The organism is Faecalibacterium sp. An122, assembly GCF_002160895.1.
GTDB lineage: Bacteria > Bacillota > Clostridia > Oscillospirales > Ruminococcaceae > Faecalibacterium.
Genome location: NZ_NFLL01000017.1, coordinates 32,280 through 51,006, shown reverse-complemented (window position 1 = coordinate 51,006; position 18,727 = coordinate 32,280). Strand labels below are relative to the sequence as shown.

The 18,727-nt window shown below is 63.9% G+C and carries 14 protein-coding genes and 1 tRNA gene; all 15 read right to left on the bottom strand.

Annotation, left to right across the window (positions count from 1 at the left end):
* Positions 1 to 90: 90 nt before the first annotated feature.
* The 15 genes from B5E67_RS10645 to purD all read right to left on the bottom strand — a co-directional run bounded on the left by B5E67_RS10645 (position 91) and on the right by purD (position 18,717).
* Complete coding sequence (locus B5E67_RS10645; RefSeq protein ID WP_087247514.1) at positions 91 to 579, bottom strand: RNA polymerase sigma factor; 489 nt, start codon at positions 577 to 579, stop codon at positions 91 to 93.
* A gap of 409 nt (positions 580 to 988) precedes the next feature.
* A complete protein-coding gene (locus B5E67_RS10640) occupies positions 989 to 2,137 on the bottom strand; it encodes a Gfo/Idh/MocA family oxidoreductase (protein ID WP_087385250.1) in 1,149 nt (382 codons plus the stop codon).
* 18 nt (positions 2,138 to 2,155) lie between these two features.
* The gene (locus B5E67_RS10635) at positions 2,156 to 3,259 is read right to left on the bottom strand and encodes a Gfo/Idh/MocA family oxidoreductase (protein WP_087385248.1); all 1,104 of its coding nucleotides are present in this window, start codon (positions 3,257 to 3,259) and stop codon (positions 2,156 to 2,158) included.
* Positions 3,260 to 3,331: 72 nt separating this feature from the next.
* Positions 3,332 to 3,406 (bottom strand) — tRNA-Thr (locus B5E67_RS10630).
* A 54-nt stretch (positions 3,407 to 3,460) separates the two neighbouring features.
* Positions 3,461 to 4,324, bottom strand: coding sequence for a 16S rRNA (adenine(1518)-N(6)/adenine(1519)-N(6))-dimethyltransferase RsmA (gene rsmA / locus B5E67_RS10625; RefSeq protein WP_087247520.1), 864 nt, complete (start codon positions 4,322 to 4,324; stop codon positions 3,461 to 3,463).
* 77 nt (positions 4,325 to 4,401) lie between these two features.
* Positions 4,402 to 5,787: a S41 family peptidase gene (locus B5E67_RS10620; RefSeq protein ID WP_087385246.1), complete on the bottom strand. Its 1,386-nt coding sequence runs from the start codon at positions 5,785 to 5,787 to the stop codon at positions 4,402 to 4,404.
* Between the two features lie 155 nt (positions 5,788 to 5,942).
* Positions 5,943 to 7,208: a M23 family metallopeptidase gene (locus tag B5E67_RS10615; RefSeq protein WP_242956942.1), complete on the bottom strand. Its 1,266-nt coding sequence runs from the start codon at positions 7,206 to 7,208 to the stop codon at positions 5,943 to 5,945.
* A 44-nt stretch (positions 7,209 to 7,252) separates the two neighbouring features.
* Positions 7,253 to 8,158: a permease-like cell division protein FtsX gene (locus B5E67_RS10610; RefSeq protein ID WP_242956940.1), complete on the bottom strand. Its 906-nt coding sequence runs from the start codon at positions 8,156 to 8,158 to the stop codon at positions 7,253 to 7,255.
* Positions 8,155 to 8,844, bottom strand: a complete 690-nt coding sequence (ftsE, locus tag B5E67_RS10605; protein WP_087247526.1) for a cell division ATP-binding protein FtsE — start codon at positions 8,842 to 8,844, stop codon at positions 8,155 to 8,157. Before ftsE ends, B5E67_RS10610 begins: the two co-directional genes overlap by 4 nt.
* A gap of 250 nt (positions 8,845 to 9,094) precedes the next feature.
* Positions 9,095 to 10,180, bottom strand: a complete 1,086-nt coding sequence (locus tag B5E67_RS10600) for a helix-turn-helix domain-containing protein (RefSeq protein ID WP_087247528.1) — start codon at positions 10,178 to 10,180, stop codon at positions 9,095 to 9,097.
* A gap of 262 nt (positions 10,181 to 10,442) precedes the next feature.
* Complete coding sequence (locus B5E67_RS10595; RefSeq protein WP_087385243.1) at positions 10,443 to 11,147, bottom strand: pseudouridine synthase; 705 nt, start codon at positions 11,145 to 11,147, stop codon at positions 10,443 to 10,445.
* 191 nt (positions 11,148 to 11,338) lie between these two features.
* Positions 11,339 to 11,569: a hypothetical protein gene (locus tag B5E67_RS10590; protein WP_087385241.1), complete on the bottom strand. Its 231-nt coding sequence runs from the start codon at positions 11,567 to 11,569 to the stop codon at positions 11,339 to 11,341.
* Positions 11,570 to 12,100: 531 nt separating this feature from the next.
* Entirely contained in the window at positions 12,101 to 13,546 is a 1,446-nt protein-coding gene (gene purB / locus B5E67_RS10585) for an adenylosuccinate lyase (RefSeq protein ID WP_087365865.1), read from the bottom strand.
* A 56-nt stretch (positions 13,547 to 13,602) separates the two neighbouring features.
* Positions 13,603 to 17,295 carry a phosphoribosylformylglycinamidine synthase gene (locus B5E67_RS10580; RefSeq protein WP_087385239.1) on the bottom strand — a complete coding sequence of 1,231 codons (3,693 nt, stop codon included), beginning with the start codon at positions 17,293 to 17,295 and terminating at the stop codon, positions 13,603 to 13,605.
* 126 nt (positions 17,296 to 17,421) lie between these two features.
* On the bottom strand, positions 17,422 to 18,717 hold the full coding sequence (gene purD / locus B5E67_RS10575; RefSeq protein ID WP_087385237.1) for a phosphoribosylamine--glycine ligase: 1,296 nt from the start codon (positions 18,715 to 18,717) through the stop codon (positions 17,422 to 17,424).
* Positions 18,718 to 18,727: the final 10 nt, after the last annotated feature.

The following is an 18,727-nucleotide window of genomic DNA, read 5'->3' as shown; positions in this document are numbered from 1 at the left end:
GTACTGGGGCGCTGGGGTTGGGTCTGCATGGCCAGCAGCCGGGCTTTCAGCTCATCGGGGGCCTTCAGCTCGTCCACCTCCATTTGATATTCAAACCATTTCATCCTCGATTTCCTCCTCCAGCATGGTATGTAGAAGGGCCCGCGCCCGGTGCAGCCAGCTGAGCACCGTATTGGTGGGTGCGCCCACCAGCCGCCCGATCTCCGCCGCCGTATACCCCTCGTAGTAGTGCAGATAAACGGCATTTCGGTAATGTTCGGGCAGGGCGCGCACCGCGTCCAGCACGCTGCCGTCGGCAGCCGCCGGCGCCGGCATGGTCTCATCCAGAGGGACATCCTTCTGGCTGGCCGCGCGGGTCAGATCATGGCAGCGGTTGATGGTTACCCGCAGAAGCCATGCTTTCAGGTGTTCTTCGCTGGAAAAGCCGCCGCGGTACCTCAACAGCTTCTCAAACACATCCTGAACCACGTCCTCTGCATCGGCGGTACTGCTGCAGTGATGCACTGCTGCACGGTACACCGTGTCACTGTATTTCTCCACCGCAAGGCGGAACAATTCTTCCTGACTGATACGCCACATAGTCGCTCCTTTACCGGCTTTGCAGGCCCTTTCACCTGAGATACGTTTTGCCCCTGGCAAATATTGCATCCAACCGCCGGTGTTTTTTATGGTGACCGCCCGGGCGGGTCCGGGCAGGCTGTTCGCTTGAATCCGGCTCTATTGTACCATCTCCTGTGGTACAGAGCAGGCGCTTTGCGCCGATTTTGCATCCATATCCTTTGGACATTATACCAAAGCCAGTCCGCGCAATGCGCGCACCTCTGGGTCAAATAGCTGCTTTCGCAGCTATCTTTTGCAGCTATTATACCATGGCCCGGCCCAAAACAAAAGGTCCCCGCTCCCTGAAAAGAACTGCCAGCCCAGCCAGCCCCTGCCTGCAAAAAAGCCAGGCCCGGGGGCCGGGTCTGGCTGTGCCGATGCAAAATTATCAGAACTGGGACCGCCAGCCCGCCTCAAAGGCCTCCTCGAAGGCCCGTTCGGCGGGGGTGTCGGGGGCCGGAATCTCCACCGTCTCCCCCGTCCAGGAGGACAGGTAGATGGCATTGGAGAGGGTCAGGCTCTTGCGGCCCTCCTCCCAGGGGGCCAGCAGGTCCCCGCTGCGGCCGGTGCGGACGCAGTCTGCAAAGTTCCGCAGCACATCCGCGTAGGCGTCGGGGTCCTTCTCCATGGGATGGGTCTCCCAGTGGGCGGAGGGCTTCTCAAAGCCGGTGCCGGGGGCGTTGCGGTACTCCAGCTCGGGGCGGTCCAGGCGGGCAATCTTGACCCCGTCCGGCTCGCAGACGATGAGGCCGTCGTCCAGGGCGATTTCCAGCCGGTTGACCCCCGGGGCCTCGCCGGTGGAGGCGGTGAACACGCCGGTGGCGCCGCCGGGCCATTCCAGATAGGCGGTGACCTCGTCCTCCACCGGGATGGGATGGTATTTGCCGTTGTGGCAGAAGGCCCGGGTCCGGGCCGGCATGCCGCAAATCCACTGAAGCATATCCAGATTGTGGGGGCACTGGTTCAGCAGGGTGCCGCCGCCGTCCTTCTCCCAGCTGCCCCGCCAGCCGCTGCCGGCATAGTAGGCGTTGGACCGGTACCAGTCGGTTACCGTCCAGCTCACCCGCTTCACCTTGCCCAGCTGGCCGCTGTGCACCAGCTGATGAATCATACGGTAGGACGGGAAGGTCCGCTGCTGGAAGATATACCCGCACACCAGCCCCTCGGGGCGGGCCTGTTCCATCTGGCGGGCCTGGCTGCTGCGGATGCCGGCGGGCTTATCGCTCAGCACGCACAGCCCCCGCTGCATGGCGGCCTCCGCCTGCTCCTGATGGAGCCGGTGAGGGGTGGCGATGATGACCGCATCCAGCGCCAGCTGTCCGGCGTCCACCGCCCCAAACAGGGCGTCCGCCGTGGGGTACACCGGCAGATCCTCTGGCAACGTCAGGCCCCGGGCCGCCAGCATCTCGGGCTTCACCCGGGTGACCGCCGCCAGAGCCATCCCAGGCACCTTCCCCGCCAGCAGCAGGCCCGCATACTGACTGCCCATATTTCCCATGCCGATGACGGCGGCGCGAAGGATTTCTTGTTCTTTCATGGTGCAAACGCCTCCCTTTTACTTCCAGATGCGGGGGCCGCTCTGGCGCTGATACCAGCCGCCGGACAGCCCCTGCCCTGTGGTTTCCTGTTCCAGTCCCGTCCCGGGGGTCACCGCCGGGGACGTCATCAGCAAAGCCGTATAGGCGTCCTCCAGCGCGTCGGCCAGGGGGTAGATCTCCTCCCCTGTCTCCATGTACCGCTTCATCCCCACCAGCATCCGGGCGATGGCGGTTTCGTCCTCCGGCAGGCCGCACCGGCCGAAGGGCGGCGCATACAGTTCCCGGTCCCGGAAGGTGATGCCCAGCACCTCCCCGCCGGGGTCCTGGCGGATGTCCAGGGTGTCCCATTCGGGCAGGTTGGCCTGGTTGAGCCAGCAGACCTCCCGGCCGTCCAGCTCGCCCCGGGTGCCCCGCAGGCGGAGGGTCCGGGGCCGGATGGGGCTTCGGTACTGGTCGGACATGAAGTCATAGGACCCGGTACGGCCGCTCTCATACTCAAACAGGGTCTGGCGCTGTTCCTTCATCACCACCCGGCCCTCGGTGAGGACCTCGGTGCGGGTGCGGGTGTCGGTGACCGGCACCCGGAAGGTATTTCCGGTGACGCGGAACTCCTCCCGGCCCAGGCCCAGCAGGCCCCGCAGCATGCCGGCGGCGTGGTAGTCATGCATGGCCGACAGGTACGCCGACACCGGCTCCCCCAGCAGGCCGCTGTCCATCAGCCGCAGCACCGCGGTATAGTAGGGGTAGAAGCGGTACTGTTCCGCTACCTGGACCCTGGCCCCCGCCTGCTGCATCCGCCACAGGGTGTCCAGCTCCTCCCGGGTGAGGGCGGCGGGGGTCTCGGACAGCACCCCGAACCCACGGTCCAGCCACTGGCGGACCACCGGGGCCATATTCTGCTTGCTCACCGCCGACACCACAAAGTCGGGGCGGCTGTCGGCCACGTCCGCCTCCCGGGAGGTGGCGGGCAGGCCGTATTCCTGCCGGAGACGGGCCGCCCTTTCCTCGGTGCGGCAATAGAGGGCGGTGAGCTCAAACTGCTGGGGCAGGGCCTGGGCGATCCGCCCGTAAAACAGGGACCGCCAGCCCGAGCCGATGACGGCATACCGGATTTTCTGCATGATGCGCTACCTCCTGCTTGTTCTCTAAAACGCGAAAAGGCCCCACAACGTGCTCGTTGTGAGGCCTCCTCTTGGAGCTGGTGACAGGAGTTGAACCTGCAACCCACTGATTACAAATCAGTTGCGCTGCCATTGCGCCACACCAGCAGAAGTGAATACGCAGATAGTATACCACTTTGCCGGCGTTTTGGCAAGGCAAACTTATTTCCCGGCTCCGGCCCGGAGGGCGGCGTCCACCGCCGCAAAGTCCTCCAGCGTCAGCTGTTCGGGGCGGACCCGGGGGTCCAGGCCGGCGGCTTCCAGGGCCGCGGTCACCTGGGGCCGGGGAATCCCCAGGCCGGCGGCGATGGAGTTGGCGGCGGTCTTGCGGCGCTGGCCAAAGGCCGCCCGCACCAGGGCGAAATAGGCTTTTTCGTCCGGCACCGACACGGCGGGGGTGGGGCGGATATCCATCCGCACCACCGCACTGGTGACCTTGGGGGCGGGATAGAAGCTGCCGGCCTGGACGCTGAACATCATCCGGGGCTGGGCAAAATACCGGACGGCGCAGCTGACCGCGCCGCTCTCCCGGGTGCCGGGCAGGGCCGCCAGCCGCTCGGCGGCCTCTTTCTGGACCATGACGGTGATGTTGTCGATGGGGAGCTTGTCCTCCAGCAGCTTCATGATGATGGGGCTGGTGATATAGTAGGGCAGGTTGGCGCAGACCACCACCTTCATCCCGGGGAACTCCTGGGCGGCCAGGGCCTTCAGGTCGGTCTTGAGAACGTCCTGCAGGACCACCTTCACGTTGTCAAAGCCGGCCAGGGTTTCCTCCAGCACCGGGGGCAGCCGCTTGTCCACCTCCACCGCCACCACCTTGCCGGCGCGGCGGGCCATCTCCTTGGTCAAAACACCGATGCCGGGGCCGATCTCGATGACGCCGCAGCTGCGGTCGATGCCGGCGGCGTCCACAATCTTGGGCGGAACCCCCGGGTTGACGATGAAGTTCTGCCCAAAGCCCTTGGACAGGGCGAAGTCGTATTTTTCACACAGGGCGCGGATGGTGGCAAGGTCGGTCAGCTCCATAGGGGGTTCTCCTCTCTCTCAAACCCACAAAAGACCTCCGGCGCGGGCCGGGGGTCTTTTGCAAAAACAAATTCTTCTCAGGCGGCTTCATCGCCGGAGGCAGCTTCACTGGAAGCAGCCTCACTGGATGCGGCCTCGGTGGAGGCGGCCGAATCGGCGCCGGCGTCCTCCGCAGGAGTCTCGGATGCTGCGTCCTCGGGGACGGCCTCACTGGAGGCGGCCTCGCTGGCAGCGATCATGCCGCTGACGGTGGCGCTGCCGGTCATGGTCTGGGCGGTGCTGACCGCGCGCTGGACCTGGGGATCGGTATCCAGGGTGAAGTCGTAGAAGGCGCCCTGTTCATCGCTGTTTAGGGCCCGCTCCACGTCCACCGTCAGGCCGGTGCCGTCAAAGCTCTCGCCGTTGGGGGCCACCAGCTTGGCCACCGTGACCACCACGGCGCTGCCGTCGCTCAGGCGCTGGGGGCTGCTCTGGATGGTGCCCTTGCCGTAGGTGGTGGTGCCCACCAGGCGGGCGCCGCTCATATCCCGCAGGCAGCTGGCGAACAGTTCCGCCGCGCTGGCGGTGTTGCCGTTCACCAGGCAGACCATGGGCAGCTCCACCACGCTGTCCCCGCTGCTGCTGCCCAGGGCCTCACGGGTGCCGTCCTTTGCCTCGGCCCAGGCCATGACCCCCTCGGGGCAGACCAGGTCGATGCAGTTGAGGGCGGCGTCCAGCAGGCCGCCGGCATTGTCCCGCAGGTCAAAGATCAGGCTGGCCGCGCCGGCGCTGCGCAGGCTGCGGATGGCGTAATCCAGCTCGCTGAGGGTGGTGGCGTCAAACTGGCGGATCTTGATATAGCCCACGTTGCCCGCCGTCATCTGATAGTCCACGGTGGTGGCGATATAGCCCGAACGGGTCAGGTCCACCGCCTGTTCAGTGGATGTGGAGTCCAGCCAGGCGATATGCACCGTGGTGCCCGCCTCACCCCGGAGCCGGGCCTGGATGGCGTCGGCGCTGCTGAAGGTCTTTACATCCTCGCCGTCAATGGAGATGATATAGTTGCCGGCGGTGATGCCGGCCTCCTGGGCCGGGGAACCGTCGTAGACCTTCAGGACCTTGGCGTAGCCGGTCTGGTCCTGGGCCAGCTCCACACCAATGCCCATCAGGACGCCGTTCTGGATGTCCAGCAGCTCGGTATAGGCCTCGGCGGTGTAGTACCGGGCGTAACGGTCGCCGGTGCCCACCAGGTAGCCCGCCGCGATGGTGTCATACAGCAGGGTCTCGTCAATGGTGTAGTAGTCATTGCTGCGGACGTAGCGGTCCAGCTCAGCAATCTTGCTGTACATGTTCTCTTTTTCCTTCACGTTGCTGACGGTGCTGTCAAACAGCCGCATGGCCAGCAGCATGGTGACCGAGAAGGTCACGGTCATGGCCAGGATGACGATGGTCAGCATCATCCCCACCGAGATTTTCTTATTCATCGGCGCCTCCTATCAGCCCAGCAGCATCGCAACGGTGCTGCCCAGCAGCGACAGTGCCAGCAGCCCTGCCAGGATGATGCACGCGACGCGCTGAAAGCGCTTGTGTTTATCGGTTTTCATACTTTCATACCGCCTCTCTGCGTTTTGGGATCAATTTAAATGGGAATGTAACTGCGGGGGTTCACCCGTCCGGCGTTGGTCTTGCCCTGCCAGACCTCCAGGTGGAGGTGGTTGCCGGTGGAGTTGCCGGTGGAGCCCACATAGCCAATGACTTCGCCCTGGCTGACATAGGTTCCCTGCTTGGCGGCAATCCGGCTCATATGGCCGTACAGGGTGGAATAGGCCTTGCCGTCGCTCATGGTGCCGTGGTAGATGACCACGTAGTTGCCGTAGCCGCCGGTGCTCCAGCCTGCCACCGACACATAGCCGCCGGCGGCCGCATAGATGGGCGTACCGCCCGGGGCGGCAAAGTCGATGCCGCCATGGAGCTTATACACGCCGGTGACGGGGTTGGTGCGGTAGCCGTACTCACTGGAAATGCGGCTGTAGGTCTTGAGGGGGCAGATGAACCCGGTGAAGCTCAGCTGGCTCTGGCTGGCGGCCGCCGACGAAATGATGGACTGAATCTGCTGCTGCACAGCCTCATAGTCCATTTCATCCGACTCGATGGCATCCTGGGCCTCCTTCTGGGCGGCCGCGGCCTCGTCCTGGGTCAGCTGGGCCTGGGAGATGCTGGCGTTCAGCTCGCTCTGCTTGGCCTGCATCTGGTAGTTTTTGGCGTCCAGATTGGCCTTCTGGGTTTCCAGGGCGGCCTTTTCAGCCTCCAGCTGCTTATAGTCGTTCTCCAGATCCAGCTTGGCGGCCTCCAGGTCGTCCAGCATCTGGGTCTCCTTGACCGAGATATCCTGCATCATCTCGCTGAAGGTCAGCAGCTGATACAGGTCGGTGACCGCCGACAGCATGGCCACGCTGCCGCCTTCCCGCAGCTCCTGCATGGCACCCATAAAGGTCTTGAAGTCGGCCCACTGGTTATCAATGTCGATTTCCTTCTGGTCGATCTCGGCCTGTTTGGCGATGATCTCCTGTTCCTTCTGGCCGATGGCGTTCTGGACCTGGGCGATCTCACCCTTCAGCACCGAAATCTGGCTCTGGATCACGGTGACCTGCTGGCGCAGCTCCTCCTCCAGAGCGGCGGCGGCGCTCTCCCGCTTTTTGGCGTCGGCCAGCTCCTGACGGTGCTGGGCCATGCTGGACTGGATCTGTTCCAGCTGTTTCTGCAGGTCGGACACGCTGGTGGCCGAGGATGCCTGCGGCACGGCGCTGAGGGCCGTCATCAGGCAGAAGGCCGCCGTCAGCAGACTGACCGTCCGCAGCAGCCGCTCCTTCAGCCGGATTCTCTTTCCATGCTTCGCCGTCTTCACCAATGCCCCTCCTTTTGTTGTCAACACGTTGTCGCACCCGGTCATCAGACGTTCAGGTGCTTGCGGATCGAGAACAGGCTGCCCAGGCCGCCCACCACGGCGCCGCCGGCCACGCTGCTGGTGAGCACGGTGGACCAGACAGCGTCCACCGGCACCAGCGAGGTGCCCAGCAGGATCTCCCACACGCCGCTCAGGCCGCTGGCGGCGCTGATGAGGTAGTAGTACAGACCCAGCACGCTGCTGGCCGACAGCACGCCGGCGATCAGGCCGATGGCCAGTCCCTCCATCAAAAAGGGCAGGGTCACCAGCCAGTTGGTGGCGCCCACGTACTTCATAATCTCGATCTCACGGCGGCGGGCAAAGACGCTCAGGCGAATGGTGCTGCCCACCGTGATGACGCTGACCACCATCAGCACCAGCACGAAGGCCCGGCCCATCCGGGTGACGCCCTCCTGGATCTGGACAAAGATGCTGCCCATCTCCACCGGGGCGGTGACTTTCACCACGCCGGGTATCGTCTCCATCTGGCTGCTGATCTGGTTCAGCTGGCTCAGGTCCGCCACCGTCACGCGGTAGTTGGCCTTGAAGGGGTTGTCGTTTTCAAACTCGTCCCAGAGGGCTGCATATTCCTCCATGTAGCTCTCGTAGGTGTTGAGGACGTCCTGTTTGGACATATAGCTGACGTTGGTCACGCCGCTGATGGCGGAAATCTGCTCCCCCACCGCCGCGGCGGTGGCGTCGTCGCAGGCGGGGTCCAGGAAGACCACCGTCTCGTTCTGGCGGCCCAGGTAGCCGATCATGCTGTCCACGTTGACCTCCACCAGGCTGGCCATGGTGTTCAGGCTCATACAGACCGCCAGGGACGCCACACAGGCGATGGTCATGGCCCAATGGGTCCCCAGGTTGCGCAGGCCGCGCCCGGTCAGAAATCCAAAAGTTGAAAGTTTCACAGGACTGCCTCCTCACGCGCAGCAGGCACATCCGAGACGATCCTGCCATGATTCAATGTAACAACACGCTGATGGAACCGGTGGACCAGCTCGTGCTCATGGGTGACCACCAGGACGGTGATGCCGGTTTTGCTCACCTGCTCCAGCAGCTCCATCATCTCGAGGCTCAGCTCGGGGTCGATGTTGCCGGTGGGCTCGTCCGCGATGACCAGCTTGGGCGCATGAACCAGGGCCCGGGCCACCGCCACGCGCTGCTGCTCGCCGCCCGACAGGTAGTCGGGGTAGCAGTTGGCCTTGTCCTCCAGGTGCACCAGCTCCAGCATATAGGGCACCCGCTCGTCGATCTCCTTTTTGGCGATGTTGGTGACGTGCATGGCGAAGGCCACGTTCTCATAGACCGTCATGCTGGGAATGAGGCGGAAGTCCTGGAAGATAATCCCCATCTGACGGCGTATGTAGGGGATCTTGTGGCGGCGCAGGGCGGCGATGTCGTTGCCGTTCACATACACCTTGCCCTCGGTGGGGACAATCTCCCGCAGAATCAGCTTGAGCAGGGTGGATTTGCCCGCGCCCGAGTGACCCAGCAGAAAGACGAACTCACCCGGGTCGGCGCGGAAGTTGATGTCCTCCAGCGCCAGGCGGCCGCCCTTTTTGTATTCCATGGATACGTGTTCAAAATTCACCATTGGTATATCTGGCATGGGTATACGTCTCCGTTTTTCAGATTTTTTGCCCTGAGGCAGTCAAAAACAAGACCGGCCCCACGGTGGCCGCCGGCCGGTCCGCACCGGCGCGCCGGGCGCCGGGGTACGTCTTTGGTTGAGCTGGGTCCCCGCCGGCCTGCGGGCCGGGCAGGGGCCAGGCCGCAAAAGGCGGAAACCCCCTGCCCCGCACTCAGGGCATGAGGTCCCGCCCCCACGGGCGCCGCCGGGCGCCTTAATATTTGGCCGGGTTGTTGGACAGGTACTTCTTGACCATCAGCGCCACCTTGAAGACGATGGCGTCGTCAAATTCCCGCAGGTCCAGGCCGGTCAGCTTTTTGATTTTTTCCAGGCGGTAGACCAGGGTGTTGCGGTGGACAAACAGGCCGCGGCTGGTCTCGGACACGTTCAGGTTGTTTTCAAAGAAGCGCTGGATGGTGAACAGGGTCTCCTGGTCCAGGCTCTCGATGCTGCCCTGCTTGAAGACTTCCTTCAGGAACATCTCACACACGGTGGTGGGCAGCTGATAAATCAGGCGGGCAATGCCCAGGTTGTCGTAGCGGATGATCTGCTTCTCGGTATCAAAGACCTTGCTGACCTCCATGGCGATCTGGGCCTCCTTGAAGCTGGTGGCCAGATCCTTGACGTTGGAGATGGGGGTGCCGATGCCCACCACAGCCTTGATGTAGTGCTCACCCGACAGGGTGTCCACAATGCTGGCGGCCAGCTTCTCCATGTCGGAGCGGTCGATGCCTTTGCGGATCTCCTTGACCAGGACGGTGTCGGTCTCGCTGATGTTAAAGACGAAGTCCTTCTGCTTGTCCGGGAACAGGCTGCTCACCACGTCGTAGGCCGAGATATCGCCGCCCGACACCACACGCACGATGAACACTACCCGGGACACATCGGTGGCAAAGTGAAGCTCCCGCGCCTTGGCGTAGATATCGCCGGGCAGGATGTTGTCCAGGACCACATTCTTGATGAAATTGGCTTTGTCGAACTTTTCGTCGTGATACTGCTTGATGCTCTGCAGGCTGATGGCAAGCACCGCCGCAAACTGAGCCGCCACTTCATCGGCGCCCTCCACAAAGACCGCATAGTCATTGTGCTTGGCGCTGGAGAACTGCTGATAGCTGTAACCGCCCCGGGCAAAGCAGTCCTTACCGGACACACGCTCGGCCACAAAGTCCTCCTGCACCTCGCCGATCAAATTCAGCTCAGAGCAGGCGATCACGGCGCCGGTCTCATCCACCACACCGACCACACGGTCGATCGCGTCCTTCATCTGGTAGATCACGCTCTGAAATACTCTGTTGGCCATAAACGCATACCCCTTTTCCTCGATTGTGCGGGCCCGGGAAGCTCCGATTGGCATATTTCCACAATTTCGCCGCACTACAATCTATATTTTACACAAAAGAATTTACTTTTGCAACATATTTCACCAAAAAAGATTGGTTTCTCTTGGTGAAATTATCTCCCAGGGCATTTTTCGGGCCAAAAACCACTTGAAAGCGTGATTCTGACCTCTATTTTATCTTGAAAATGTGATGCTTGTTTGAAAGTCTGGTGAAAGCCGGCCCTCACCGGACGGCAATTTCCGCCACTTCGGCGGCGGTCAGCTCCCGCCACTGGCCGGGGGCCAGGGCGTCATCCAGCCAGACGCTGCCGATGGCCTCGCGGTGAAGGGCGTTCACGCCGGCCCCATAGACCCCGAACATCCGCTTGATCTGGTGGTACACCCCCTGGCGCAGCACCACCCGCACCGTCAGGCCGTCCGCTGTCAGCGGCGTCACCTGGGCCGGGGACAGTTCCAGCCCGTCGGCCAGGGTGACCCCGGCGGCAAAGCCCTCGGCCATCTCCCGGGTAAGGGGGGTGTCCAGGGTGACCCGGTAGGTCTTGGGCACATGGCGCTTGGGGGCCAGGATGTCGTGGGCAAAGGCCCCGTCGTCGGTGAGCAGGACAAAGCCTGTGCTGGTTTTGTCCAGGCGGCCGGCGGGGAACAGCTCCCGCCGGGGGTAGGCGCTGCGCACCAGGTCCACCACGGTGGTGTCCCGCCGGTCGCTGGAGGCGCTGACCACCCCCTCGGGCTTGTTCAGCATGATGTAGACAAAGTCCTGATGGGTGCGGCTCTGGCCGTCCAGGCCGATCTCGTCCACCTCGCTGACCTGCTGGTCGGGCCGCCTGCAGACGGCCCCGTTGACGCTGACCCGTCCGGCGCGAATCATCTCCCGGCTCTCGCTGCGGGTGCACTGGGCGGCCTCGGCAATGTACTTATCCAAACGCATGGGATCTGTTCCCCTCCTCTCCCGGGCGGCAGGCCCGGACCCGCCGGCGGTGCGGCGGGGTGTATTGTGCCTCTTATTGTATCATATTTTGGGGCGTTTGGGAATGAATACATTTTTCTTTCGGGCCAAAACCCCGCCGCCAGCCAAAACCCCCGCCTTCCCGGGGTGGGAGAGCGGGGGCGGGTATAGGGTTAGTTCTTTGTCAGGGTGGGGTTATTCATGTCGCCGCCAAAGGTGTAGCCTGTGCCTTGAGCGTTCATGGCCTCAACGGCAGCCTCCCAGGTGGTACCATCAGGCACTTTGTTCTTGGGGGGAATCTCGCCGTTGTTACCACTCGGGCTATATTCGGGGTCAGTGGCCTGGTAGCCGTCGCCGATGCCCTTGGTCTGGTTACCGCTCCAGTAGCAGACTTTGTCGGACATCTGTTATGTAAAATTATACCAGAAAAAACGCCGGGCATCAATTCATTTAAAGCAATAAACCGGCCCCTTTGGGGTGTTCAAAAAGGTATACTTTTTTGAACGGACAGCCGGGCTGTGCAACATCTGATGAAACCAAAAAAAGTCCCAGCCGGACGACATGTGCGTACGGCTGGGACACCTACAGGGAAATTTGCCGCAGAGAGTGTGCGAGGCCGCAAGGCCGCGTGCGCGGTTCTGCGGCAAATTTTGTCCCCAGGGGGATATTAGGGACTGCGGAGCTGAGCCGCTGCCTGCGGCAGAAACAGGCGAAGCGGAGCAGGGGCCGCGGTCTGTCTTTTGCAAGGGCGCCGCGACGCCCGCCGCAAAAGCAGGGAACCGCAACCAAGGAATTTCTGTCACGCGCATGCGTGCAGAAATGGGTTCCCCCTAAAGCGTGTCGTTTTTCGACACGCTCAAACACCCCCCGCCCCAATCCAGGGCAGAGGGTGTTTTTTTATTTATACCGTTTCAGGCCGTTTCAGGCGGGCGGGATCAGACGCTCAGGTCGGCGTTCTGGTCCAGGGCCTCGGGGTACCGGGCAAAGATGGGCTGCAGGATATTGGCCAGGAACTCCTCCACCTGCTGGGGAGCGCGGCCCACAAAGTTCTCGGGGATGAAGCCGGCCTCGATCTCCTCGCGGGTCAGGCCAAAGGCCGGATCTCCCGCAATCCGCTCCACCATGTCGTTGGGCAGGCCCTCTTCCTTGACCTGCTTGCCGGCGGCGATGGCGTGCTGGCGCAGGCGCTCGTGGAGCTCCTGACGGTTGCCGCCCTTCTCCACCGCCTGCATCATGATGTTCTCGCTGGCCATGAAGGGCAGCTCGGCCATCAGACGGCTGCGGACCACCTTGGGGTAGACCACCAGGCCGTCGGTGACGTTCAGCATGATGTTCAGGATGGCGTCGGTGGCCAGGAAGCCTTCCGCCATGGCGACGCGCTTGTTGGCGCTGTCGTCCAGGGTCCGCTCAAACCACTGGGTGCCGGCGGTGAAGCTGGGGTTCAGCACATCCGCCATCAGGTAGCGGGACAGGGCGCAGATGCGCTCGCAGCGCATGGGGTTGCGCTTATAGGGCATGGCCGAGGAACCGATCTGGTTCTTCTCGAAGGGCTCCTCCATCTCCTTGAAGTTGGCCAGCAGACGCAGGTCGGTGGCAAACTTCATGCAGCTCTGGCCGATGCCGGCCAGGGCGTTGAGGATGAAGGCGTCCACCTTGCGGCTGTAGGTCTGGCCCGACACCGGGATGACGGCGCTGGGATCAAAGCCCATCTCTTTGGCGATCTCGGCGTCCACGGCGCGGATCTTGTCGGCGTCGCCCTTGAACAGCTCCATAAAGCTGGCCTGGGTGCCGGTGGTGCCCTTGACGCCCCGCAGCTGCAGGGTCTCCAGGCGATGCTCGATCTCGCCCAGGTCCATCACCAGCTCATTGGCCCACAGGGTGGCGCGCTTGCCCACGGTGGTGGGCTGGGCGGGCTGGCCGTGGGTGTAGGCCAGGCAGGGCATATCCTTGTATTCCCTGGCGAAGCGGGCCAGCTTGGCCAGCACGCCCACCAGCTTGGTGCGCACCAGTTCCAGGCCCTGGCGCATCACGATGATATCGGTGTTGTCGCCCACATAGCAGCTGGTGGCGCCCAGATGGATGATGCCGGCGGCCTGGGGGCACTGCTGGCCATAGGCGTAGACGTGGCTCATGACGTCGTGGCGGACCAGCTTCTCCCGGGCGGAGGCCACATCGTAGTTGATGTCGTCCAGGTGGGACTCCAGCTCGGCGATCATGGCGGGGGTGATGTTGTCCAGGCCCTGGTTCATCTCGGCCCGGGCCAGGGCCACCCACAGGCGGCGCCAGGTGCGGAACTTATTGTCGTCCGAGAAGATATACTGCATCTCGTCCGAGGCATAGCGGGTGGAAAAAGGACTGATATAGCGGTCATGCTGAGACATTGGTTTCTCTCCTATCTGGCCCGGCCGGCTGGGGCCGGGCCCTGCAACGTCGAACCTTACAGGCGGAAGTAATCCACGCCGCCCTCAAAGATGGGCTGGAACTTATCGCCGGTGACGTTCTCACACAGACGGTCGCCGCGGCGCTCCGAATGACCCATCTTGCCCAGGATACGGCCGTCGGGGCTGGTGATGCCCTCGATGGCCAGCAGCGAGCCGTTGGGGTTGTAGCGCTGGTCCATGGTGGGCTGGCCGTTCAGGCCGATGTACTGGGTGGCCACCTGGCCGTTGGCCACCAGCTGATCCAGAACCGCCTGGGGCGCCACAAAACGGCCCTCGCCGTGGCTGATGGGCACCAGGAACTCCTCGCCCAGCTGGCACCGGCTCAGCCAGGGGCTGCCGGTGGAAGCGATGCGGGTGCGCACCAGCATGCTCTGGTGGCGGCCGATGGTGTTGAAGGTCAGGGTGGGGTCCTCCGCCGTGATGGGCCGGATATCGCCGTAGGGCACCAGGCCCAGCTTGATGAGGGCCTGGAAGCCGTTGCAGATGCCCAGCATCAGGCCGTCCCGCTGGAACAGCAGGCGGCGGACCGCCTCGGTGACGGCCGGAGACCGGAAGAAGGAGGCGATGAACTTGGCGCTGCCGTCCGGCTCGTCGCCGCCCGAGAAGCCGCCGGGCAGCATGACGATCTGGGAGGCGTCGATGGCCTTGACCAGGGCCTCGCAGCTGGCGGTGACGTCGGCGGGGGTCAGGTTGCGGATGACCAGGATCTCGGGGTCTGCGCCGGCGGCACGGAAGGCCTTGGCGGTGTCATACTCGCAGTTGGTGCCGGGGAACACCGGGATGATGACCTTGGGCTTGGCCACGCCGATCTTGGGTGCGGCGGGCGGGGTGATCCTGCCCGAGATGGGCTCCACGGCGGGGCCGGCCTTCCGGTAGGGGTAGACGGGCTCCAGCTTGGACTCCCAGATCTCCTGCAGGGCGGCCATATCCAGGGTCTCGCCGCAGGCGGTGAAGGTGTAGTCGTGGACGGTGACGCCCAGCAGCTTGCCGGCGGGGGCGCCGGTGGCAATCTCCAGCACCAGAGAACCATAGGCGGGCTCGAACAGCTCCTCCATGGACATGTCGGCGATCATCTCAAAGCCCACATGGTTGCCCAGGCCCATCTTGAACAGGGCCTCGGCGATGCCGCCGTAGCCCACGGCGGAGGCGGACAGGACAATGCCCTTCTCCATCATCTGGGCAACGATGAAGTAGTTGGACTTGAGGGATTCAAAGTTGGGGGTGATGCCGTCCTCCTTGTAGAAGGGGCGCAGCAGCACCACCGAGCTGTGGCTCTTCTTGAACTCGGTGGAGACCACATGGTTGGTCTTGCCGATGGCGGTGGCGAAGGACACCAGCGTGGGAGGCACATCCAGGTCCTCGAAGGAGCCGGACATGCTGTCCTTGCCGCCGATGGCGCCGATGCCCAGGCCGATCTGGGCGTCCAGAGCGCCCAGCAGGGCGGCCAGCGGCTTGCCCCAGCGCTCGGGCTTGTCGCCCAGGCGCTCAAAGTACTCCTGGAAGGTCAGGTAGGCGTCCTCATACCGGAAGCCGGCGGCCACCAGCCTGGTGACGCTGTCCACCACCGACAGCATGGCGCCCTTGTACTGGTCGGCGCTCATGAGGTAGGGGTTATAGCCCCAGGCCATGCCCGAGCAGGTGGTGGTCTCGCCATCCACCGGCAGCTTGGCCACCATGGCCATCTGGGGGGTCAGCTGGTACGTGCCGCCGAAGGGCATCAGGACGGTAGCGGCGCCGATGGTGGAGTCAAACCGCTCGCTGAGGCCCTTCTTGCTGCAGACGTTCAGGTCGCCTACCATGGACTTCATCTTCTCGCCGAAGGTCTCGCCGGCCCACTGGGGCTGCCAGACGGTGCCCCGCTCCACATGGACCTTCTGGTGCTTTTCGGCGCCGTTGGAGTTCAGGAACTCGCGGCTGATGTCCACGATGGACACGCCGTTCCACACCATCTTGAGGCGCTTTTCCTCGGTGACGGTGGCCACCACGGTGGCCTCCAGGTTCTCCTCCGAGGCCAGGGCGATGAACTTATCCACATCCTCGGGAGCCAGGGCCACGGCCATCCGCTCCTGGCTCTCGCTGATGGCCAGCTCGGTGCCGTCCAGGCCCTCATACTTCTTGGTGACCTTGTTCAGGTCGATGAACAGGCCGTCGGCCAGCTCGCCGATGGCCACCGACACGCCGCCGGCGCCGAAGTCGTTGCAGCGCTTGATCATCCGGCAGGCGTCCTCACGGCGGAACAGACGCTGGAGCTTGCGCTCGATGGGGGCGTTGCCCTTCTGGACCTCTGCGCCGCAGCTCTCCAGGCTCTCATGGTTGTGGGCCTTGGAGGAACCGGTGGCGCCGCCGATGCCGTCGCGACCGGTGCGGCCGCCCAGCAGGACGATCTTGTCGCCGGGGGCGGGGCACTCGCGGCGGACATGGCTGGCGGGGGTGGCGCCCACCACCGCGCCGATCTCCATCCGCTTGGCCACATAGCCGGGATGGTAGATCTCATCCACCTGGCCGGTGGCCAGGCCGATCTGGTTGCCGTAGGAGGAATAGCCGGCGGCTGCGGTGGTCACCAGCTTGCGCTGGGGCAGCTTGCCGGGCAGGGTCTCGCTGACCGGAACCAGGGGGTCCCCTGCGCCGGTGACGCGCATGGCCTGATAGACGTAGCTGCGGCCGGACAGGGGGTCACGGATGGCGCCGCCGATGCAGGTGGCTGCGCCGCCGAAGGGCTCGATCTCGGTGGGGTGGTTATGGGTCTCGTTCTTGAACAGGAACAGCCAGTCCTGCTCCTCGCCGTCCACGTCGCACTTGATCTTGACGGTGCAGGCGTTGATCTCTTCGCTCTCGTCCAGGTTCTTCAGGATGCCGCGCTGTTTCAGGGTCTTGGCGCCGATGGTGGCCATATCCATCAGGCAGCGGGGCTTTTTGTCCCGGCCGGTCTCCTGGCGCAGGGCCATGTAGCGGTCAAAGGCGGCCTGGACCACTTCGTCGTCGATCTGGACGTCGTCCAGGATGGTACCGAAGGTGGTGTGGCGGCAGTGATCCGACCAATAGGTGTCGATCATCTTGATCTCGGTGATGGTGGGGTCACGGTGCTCGCTGCGGAAATACTCCTGGCAGAACTTGATGTCGCCATAGTCCATGGCCAGGCCCTTTTCGGCGATGAAGGCCTTGAGGCCGGCCTCATCCAGCTCACCAAAGCCGGTGAGGGTGGCCACGGCCTGGGGCACGGCGTAGGTCATCTTGAGGGTTTCCCGCACATCCAGAGAGGCCTCCCGGGCCTCCACCGGGTTGATGACGTACTTCTTGATCTCGGCCAGCTCGGCCTCGGTCAGGCTGCCTTCCAGCAGGTAGACCCGGGCCGACCGCACCAGCGGGCGCTCGCCCTGGCTGATGAGCTGGATGCACTCAGCGGCCGAATCAGCCCGCTGGTCAAACTGGCCGGGCAGGTACTCCACCGCAAAGGCTGCGCCCTCGTGGGCGGGCAGGGTATCATAGGTATTGTCCACCGGGGGCTCGCTGAACACGGTGTTGGCGCACTGGCGGAACAGCTCCTCCGAAATATCCTCGACGTCGTAGCGGTTGAGCAGCCGCAGGCCGATCAGGCTGCGGATGCCCAGCAGGGTGGTCAGCTCATTCTGGAGCTGACGGACCTCGCCGTCGAAGCCCGGCTTTTTTTCCACATAAATTCTGTAAACCATAGGCTCATCTCCTCTGTACTGGATACAGCTTTTTATCCGTCCGGCCCCCGCCGGGGCAGCCCGGTCTCCATGCCGGGCGGCCCGCAAGGGGTCCTTTTTTGCTTTTTGTCTTCCCTGCCGCCGGGGTTACTTCTGGGCCTCCAGGGCCTGGAGGGCCCGCCGGCCGATGTCGCTGCGGCGGTGGAGCTTGTCAAAGTGAATCTGGTCGGCAGCCTGATAGGCCTTGGCCAGGGCGGCGGGCAGGTCCCCGCCGGTGGCGGTGACGCCCAGCACGCGGCCGCCGGAGGTGACCAGCTTGCCGTCCTTGACGGCGGTGCCGGCGTGGTAGACGGTGACGTCCTCTGCGCCGGGCAGCTGGCCTTCGGTCAGGCCGGTGATCTCCTTGCCCTTCTCATAGCTGACGGGGTAGCCGCCCGACGCCAGAATGACGCAGGCCGCCGCGCCGTCCCGGAACTTCACCTCGGTGTCGGCCAGGGTGCCGTTGGTGCAGGCGTTCATGACGGTCAGCAGGTCGCTGTCCAGCAGGGGCAGCACCACCTGGGCTTCGGGGTCGCCGAAGCGGCAGTTGTACTCGATGACCTTGGGGCCGTCGGGGGTCAGCATCAGGCCGAAGTACAGGCAGCCCTTGAAGGGGCAGCCCTCGGCCTCCATGGCCCGGATGGTGGGCAGGAAGATCTCCTCCATGCACCGCTGGGCCACCGCCGGGGTGTAGTAGGGGTTGGGGGCGATGGTGCCCATGCCGCCGGTGTTCAGGCCGGTGTCGTTGTCGCAGGCCCGCTTGTGGTCCATGGAGGACACCATGGGCTTGACCACCTTGCCGTCGGTGAAGCTGAGGACGCTGACCTCCGGGCCGGTGAGGAACTCCTCCACCACCACCCGGCTGCCCGATGCGCCGAACTTCTTGTCCAGCATGATCTCCTGGATGCCGGCCTCGGCGGCGGGCTCATCCTCGCAGATCAGCACGCCCTTGCCCAGGGCCAGGCCGTCGGCCTTGATGACCACCGGCCAGCGGTTTTGGGCCCGGATATACTCCATGGCCTTGGCGGGGTCGTCGAAGGTCTCATAGGCGGCGGTGGGGATGCCGTATTTCTTCATCAGGTTCTTGGAAAAGACCTTGGAGGCCTCGATCTGTGCGGCGGCCTTGTCGGGGCCAAAGGCGGGGATGCCCACCGCGGCCAGGGCATCCACCATGCCCAGGGCCAGGGGGTCGTCCTGAGCCACCACCACGTAGTCGAACTTTTCCTCCTGGGCGAAGGCCACCATGGCCTCCACGTCGGTGGCCTTGATGTCCTTGCACCTGGCGTCATAGCCGATGCCGCCGTTGCCGGGGGCGCACCAGATCTCACCGCAGTCCGGGCTCTTTTTCAGGGCGCGGATGATGGCATGTTCGCGGCCGCCGCCGCCCACTACCAGAATTTTCATCGCAGTATCC

What these genes read in the sequence shown, in the direction of transcription:
- B5E67_RS10645 (WP_087247514.1), bottom strand. Translation starts at nt 579, where the DNA reads ATGTGGCGTATCAGTCAGGAAGAATTGTTCCGCCTTGCGGTGGAGAAA.
- B5E67_RS10640 (WP_087385250.1), bottom strand. Translation starts at nt 2,137, where the DNA reads ATGAAAGAACAAGAAATCCTTCGCGCCGCCGTCATCGGCATGGGAAAT.
- B5E67_RS10635 (WP_087385248.1), bottom strand. Translation starts at nt 3,259, where the DNA reads ATGCAGAAAATCCGGTATGCCGTCATCGGCTCGGGCTGGCGGTCCCTG.
- rsmA (WP_087247520.1), bottom strand. Translation starts at nt 4,324, where the DNA reads ATGGAGCTGACCGACCTTGCCACCATCCGCGCCCTGTGTGAAAAATAC.
- B5E67_RS10620 (WP_087385246.1), bottom strand. Translation starts at nt 5,787, where the DNA reads ATGAATAAGAAAATCTCGGTGGGGATGATGCTGACCATCGTCATCCTG.
- ftsE (WP_087247526.1), bottom strand. Translation starts at nt 8,844, where the DNA reads ATGGTGAATTTTGAACACGTATCCATGGAATACAAAAAGGGCGGCCGC.
- B5E67_RS10600 (WP_087247528.1), bottom strand. Translation starts at nt 10,180, where the DNA reads ATGGCCAACAGAGTATTTCAGAGCGTGATCTACCAGATGAAGGACGCG.
- B5E67_RS10595 (WP_087385243.1), bottom strand. Translation starts at nt 11,147, where the DNA reads ATGCGTTTGGATAAGTACATTGCCGAGGCCGCCCAGTGCACCCGCAGC.
- B5E67_RS10590 (WP_087385241.1), bottom strand. Translation starts at nt 11,569, where the DNA reads ATGTCCGACAAAGTCTGCTACTGGAGCGGTAACCAGACCAAGGGCATC.
- purB (WP_087365865.1), bottom strand. Translation starts at nt 13,546, where the DNA reads ATGTCTCAGCATGACCGCTATATCAGTCCTTTTTCCACCCGCTATGCC.
- B5E67_RS10580 (WP_087385239.1), bottom strand. Translation starts at nt 17,295, where the DNA reads ATGGTTTACAGAATTTATGTGGAAAAAAAGCCGGGCTTCGACGGCGAG.
- purD (WP_087385237.1), bottom strand. Translation starts at nt 18,717, where the DNA reads ATGAAAATTCTGGTAGTGGGCGGCGGCGGCCGCGAACATGCCATCATC.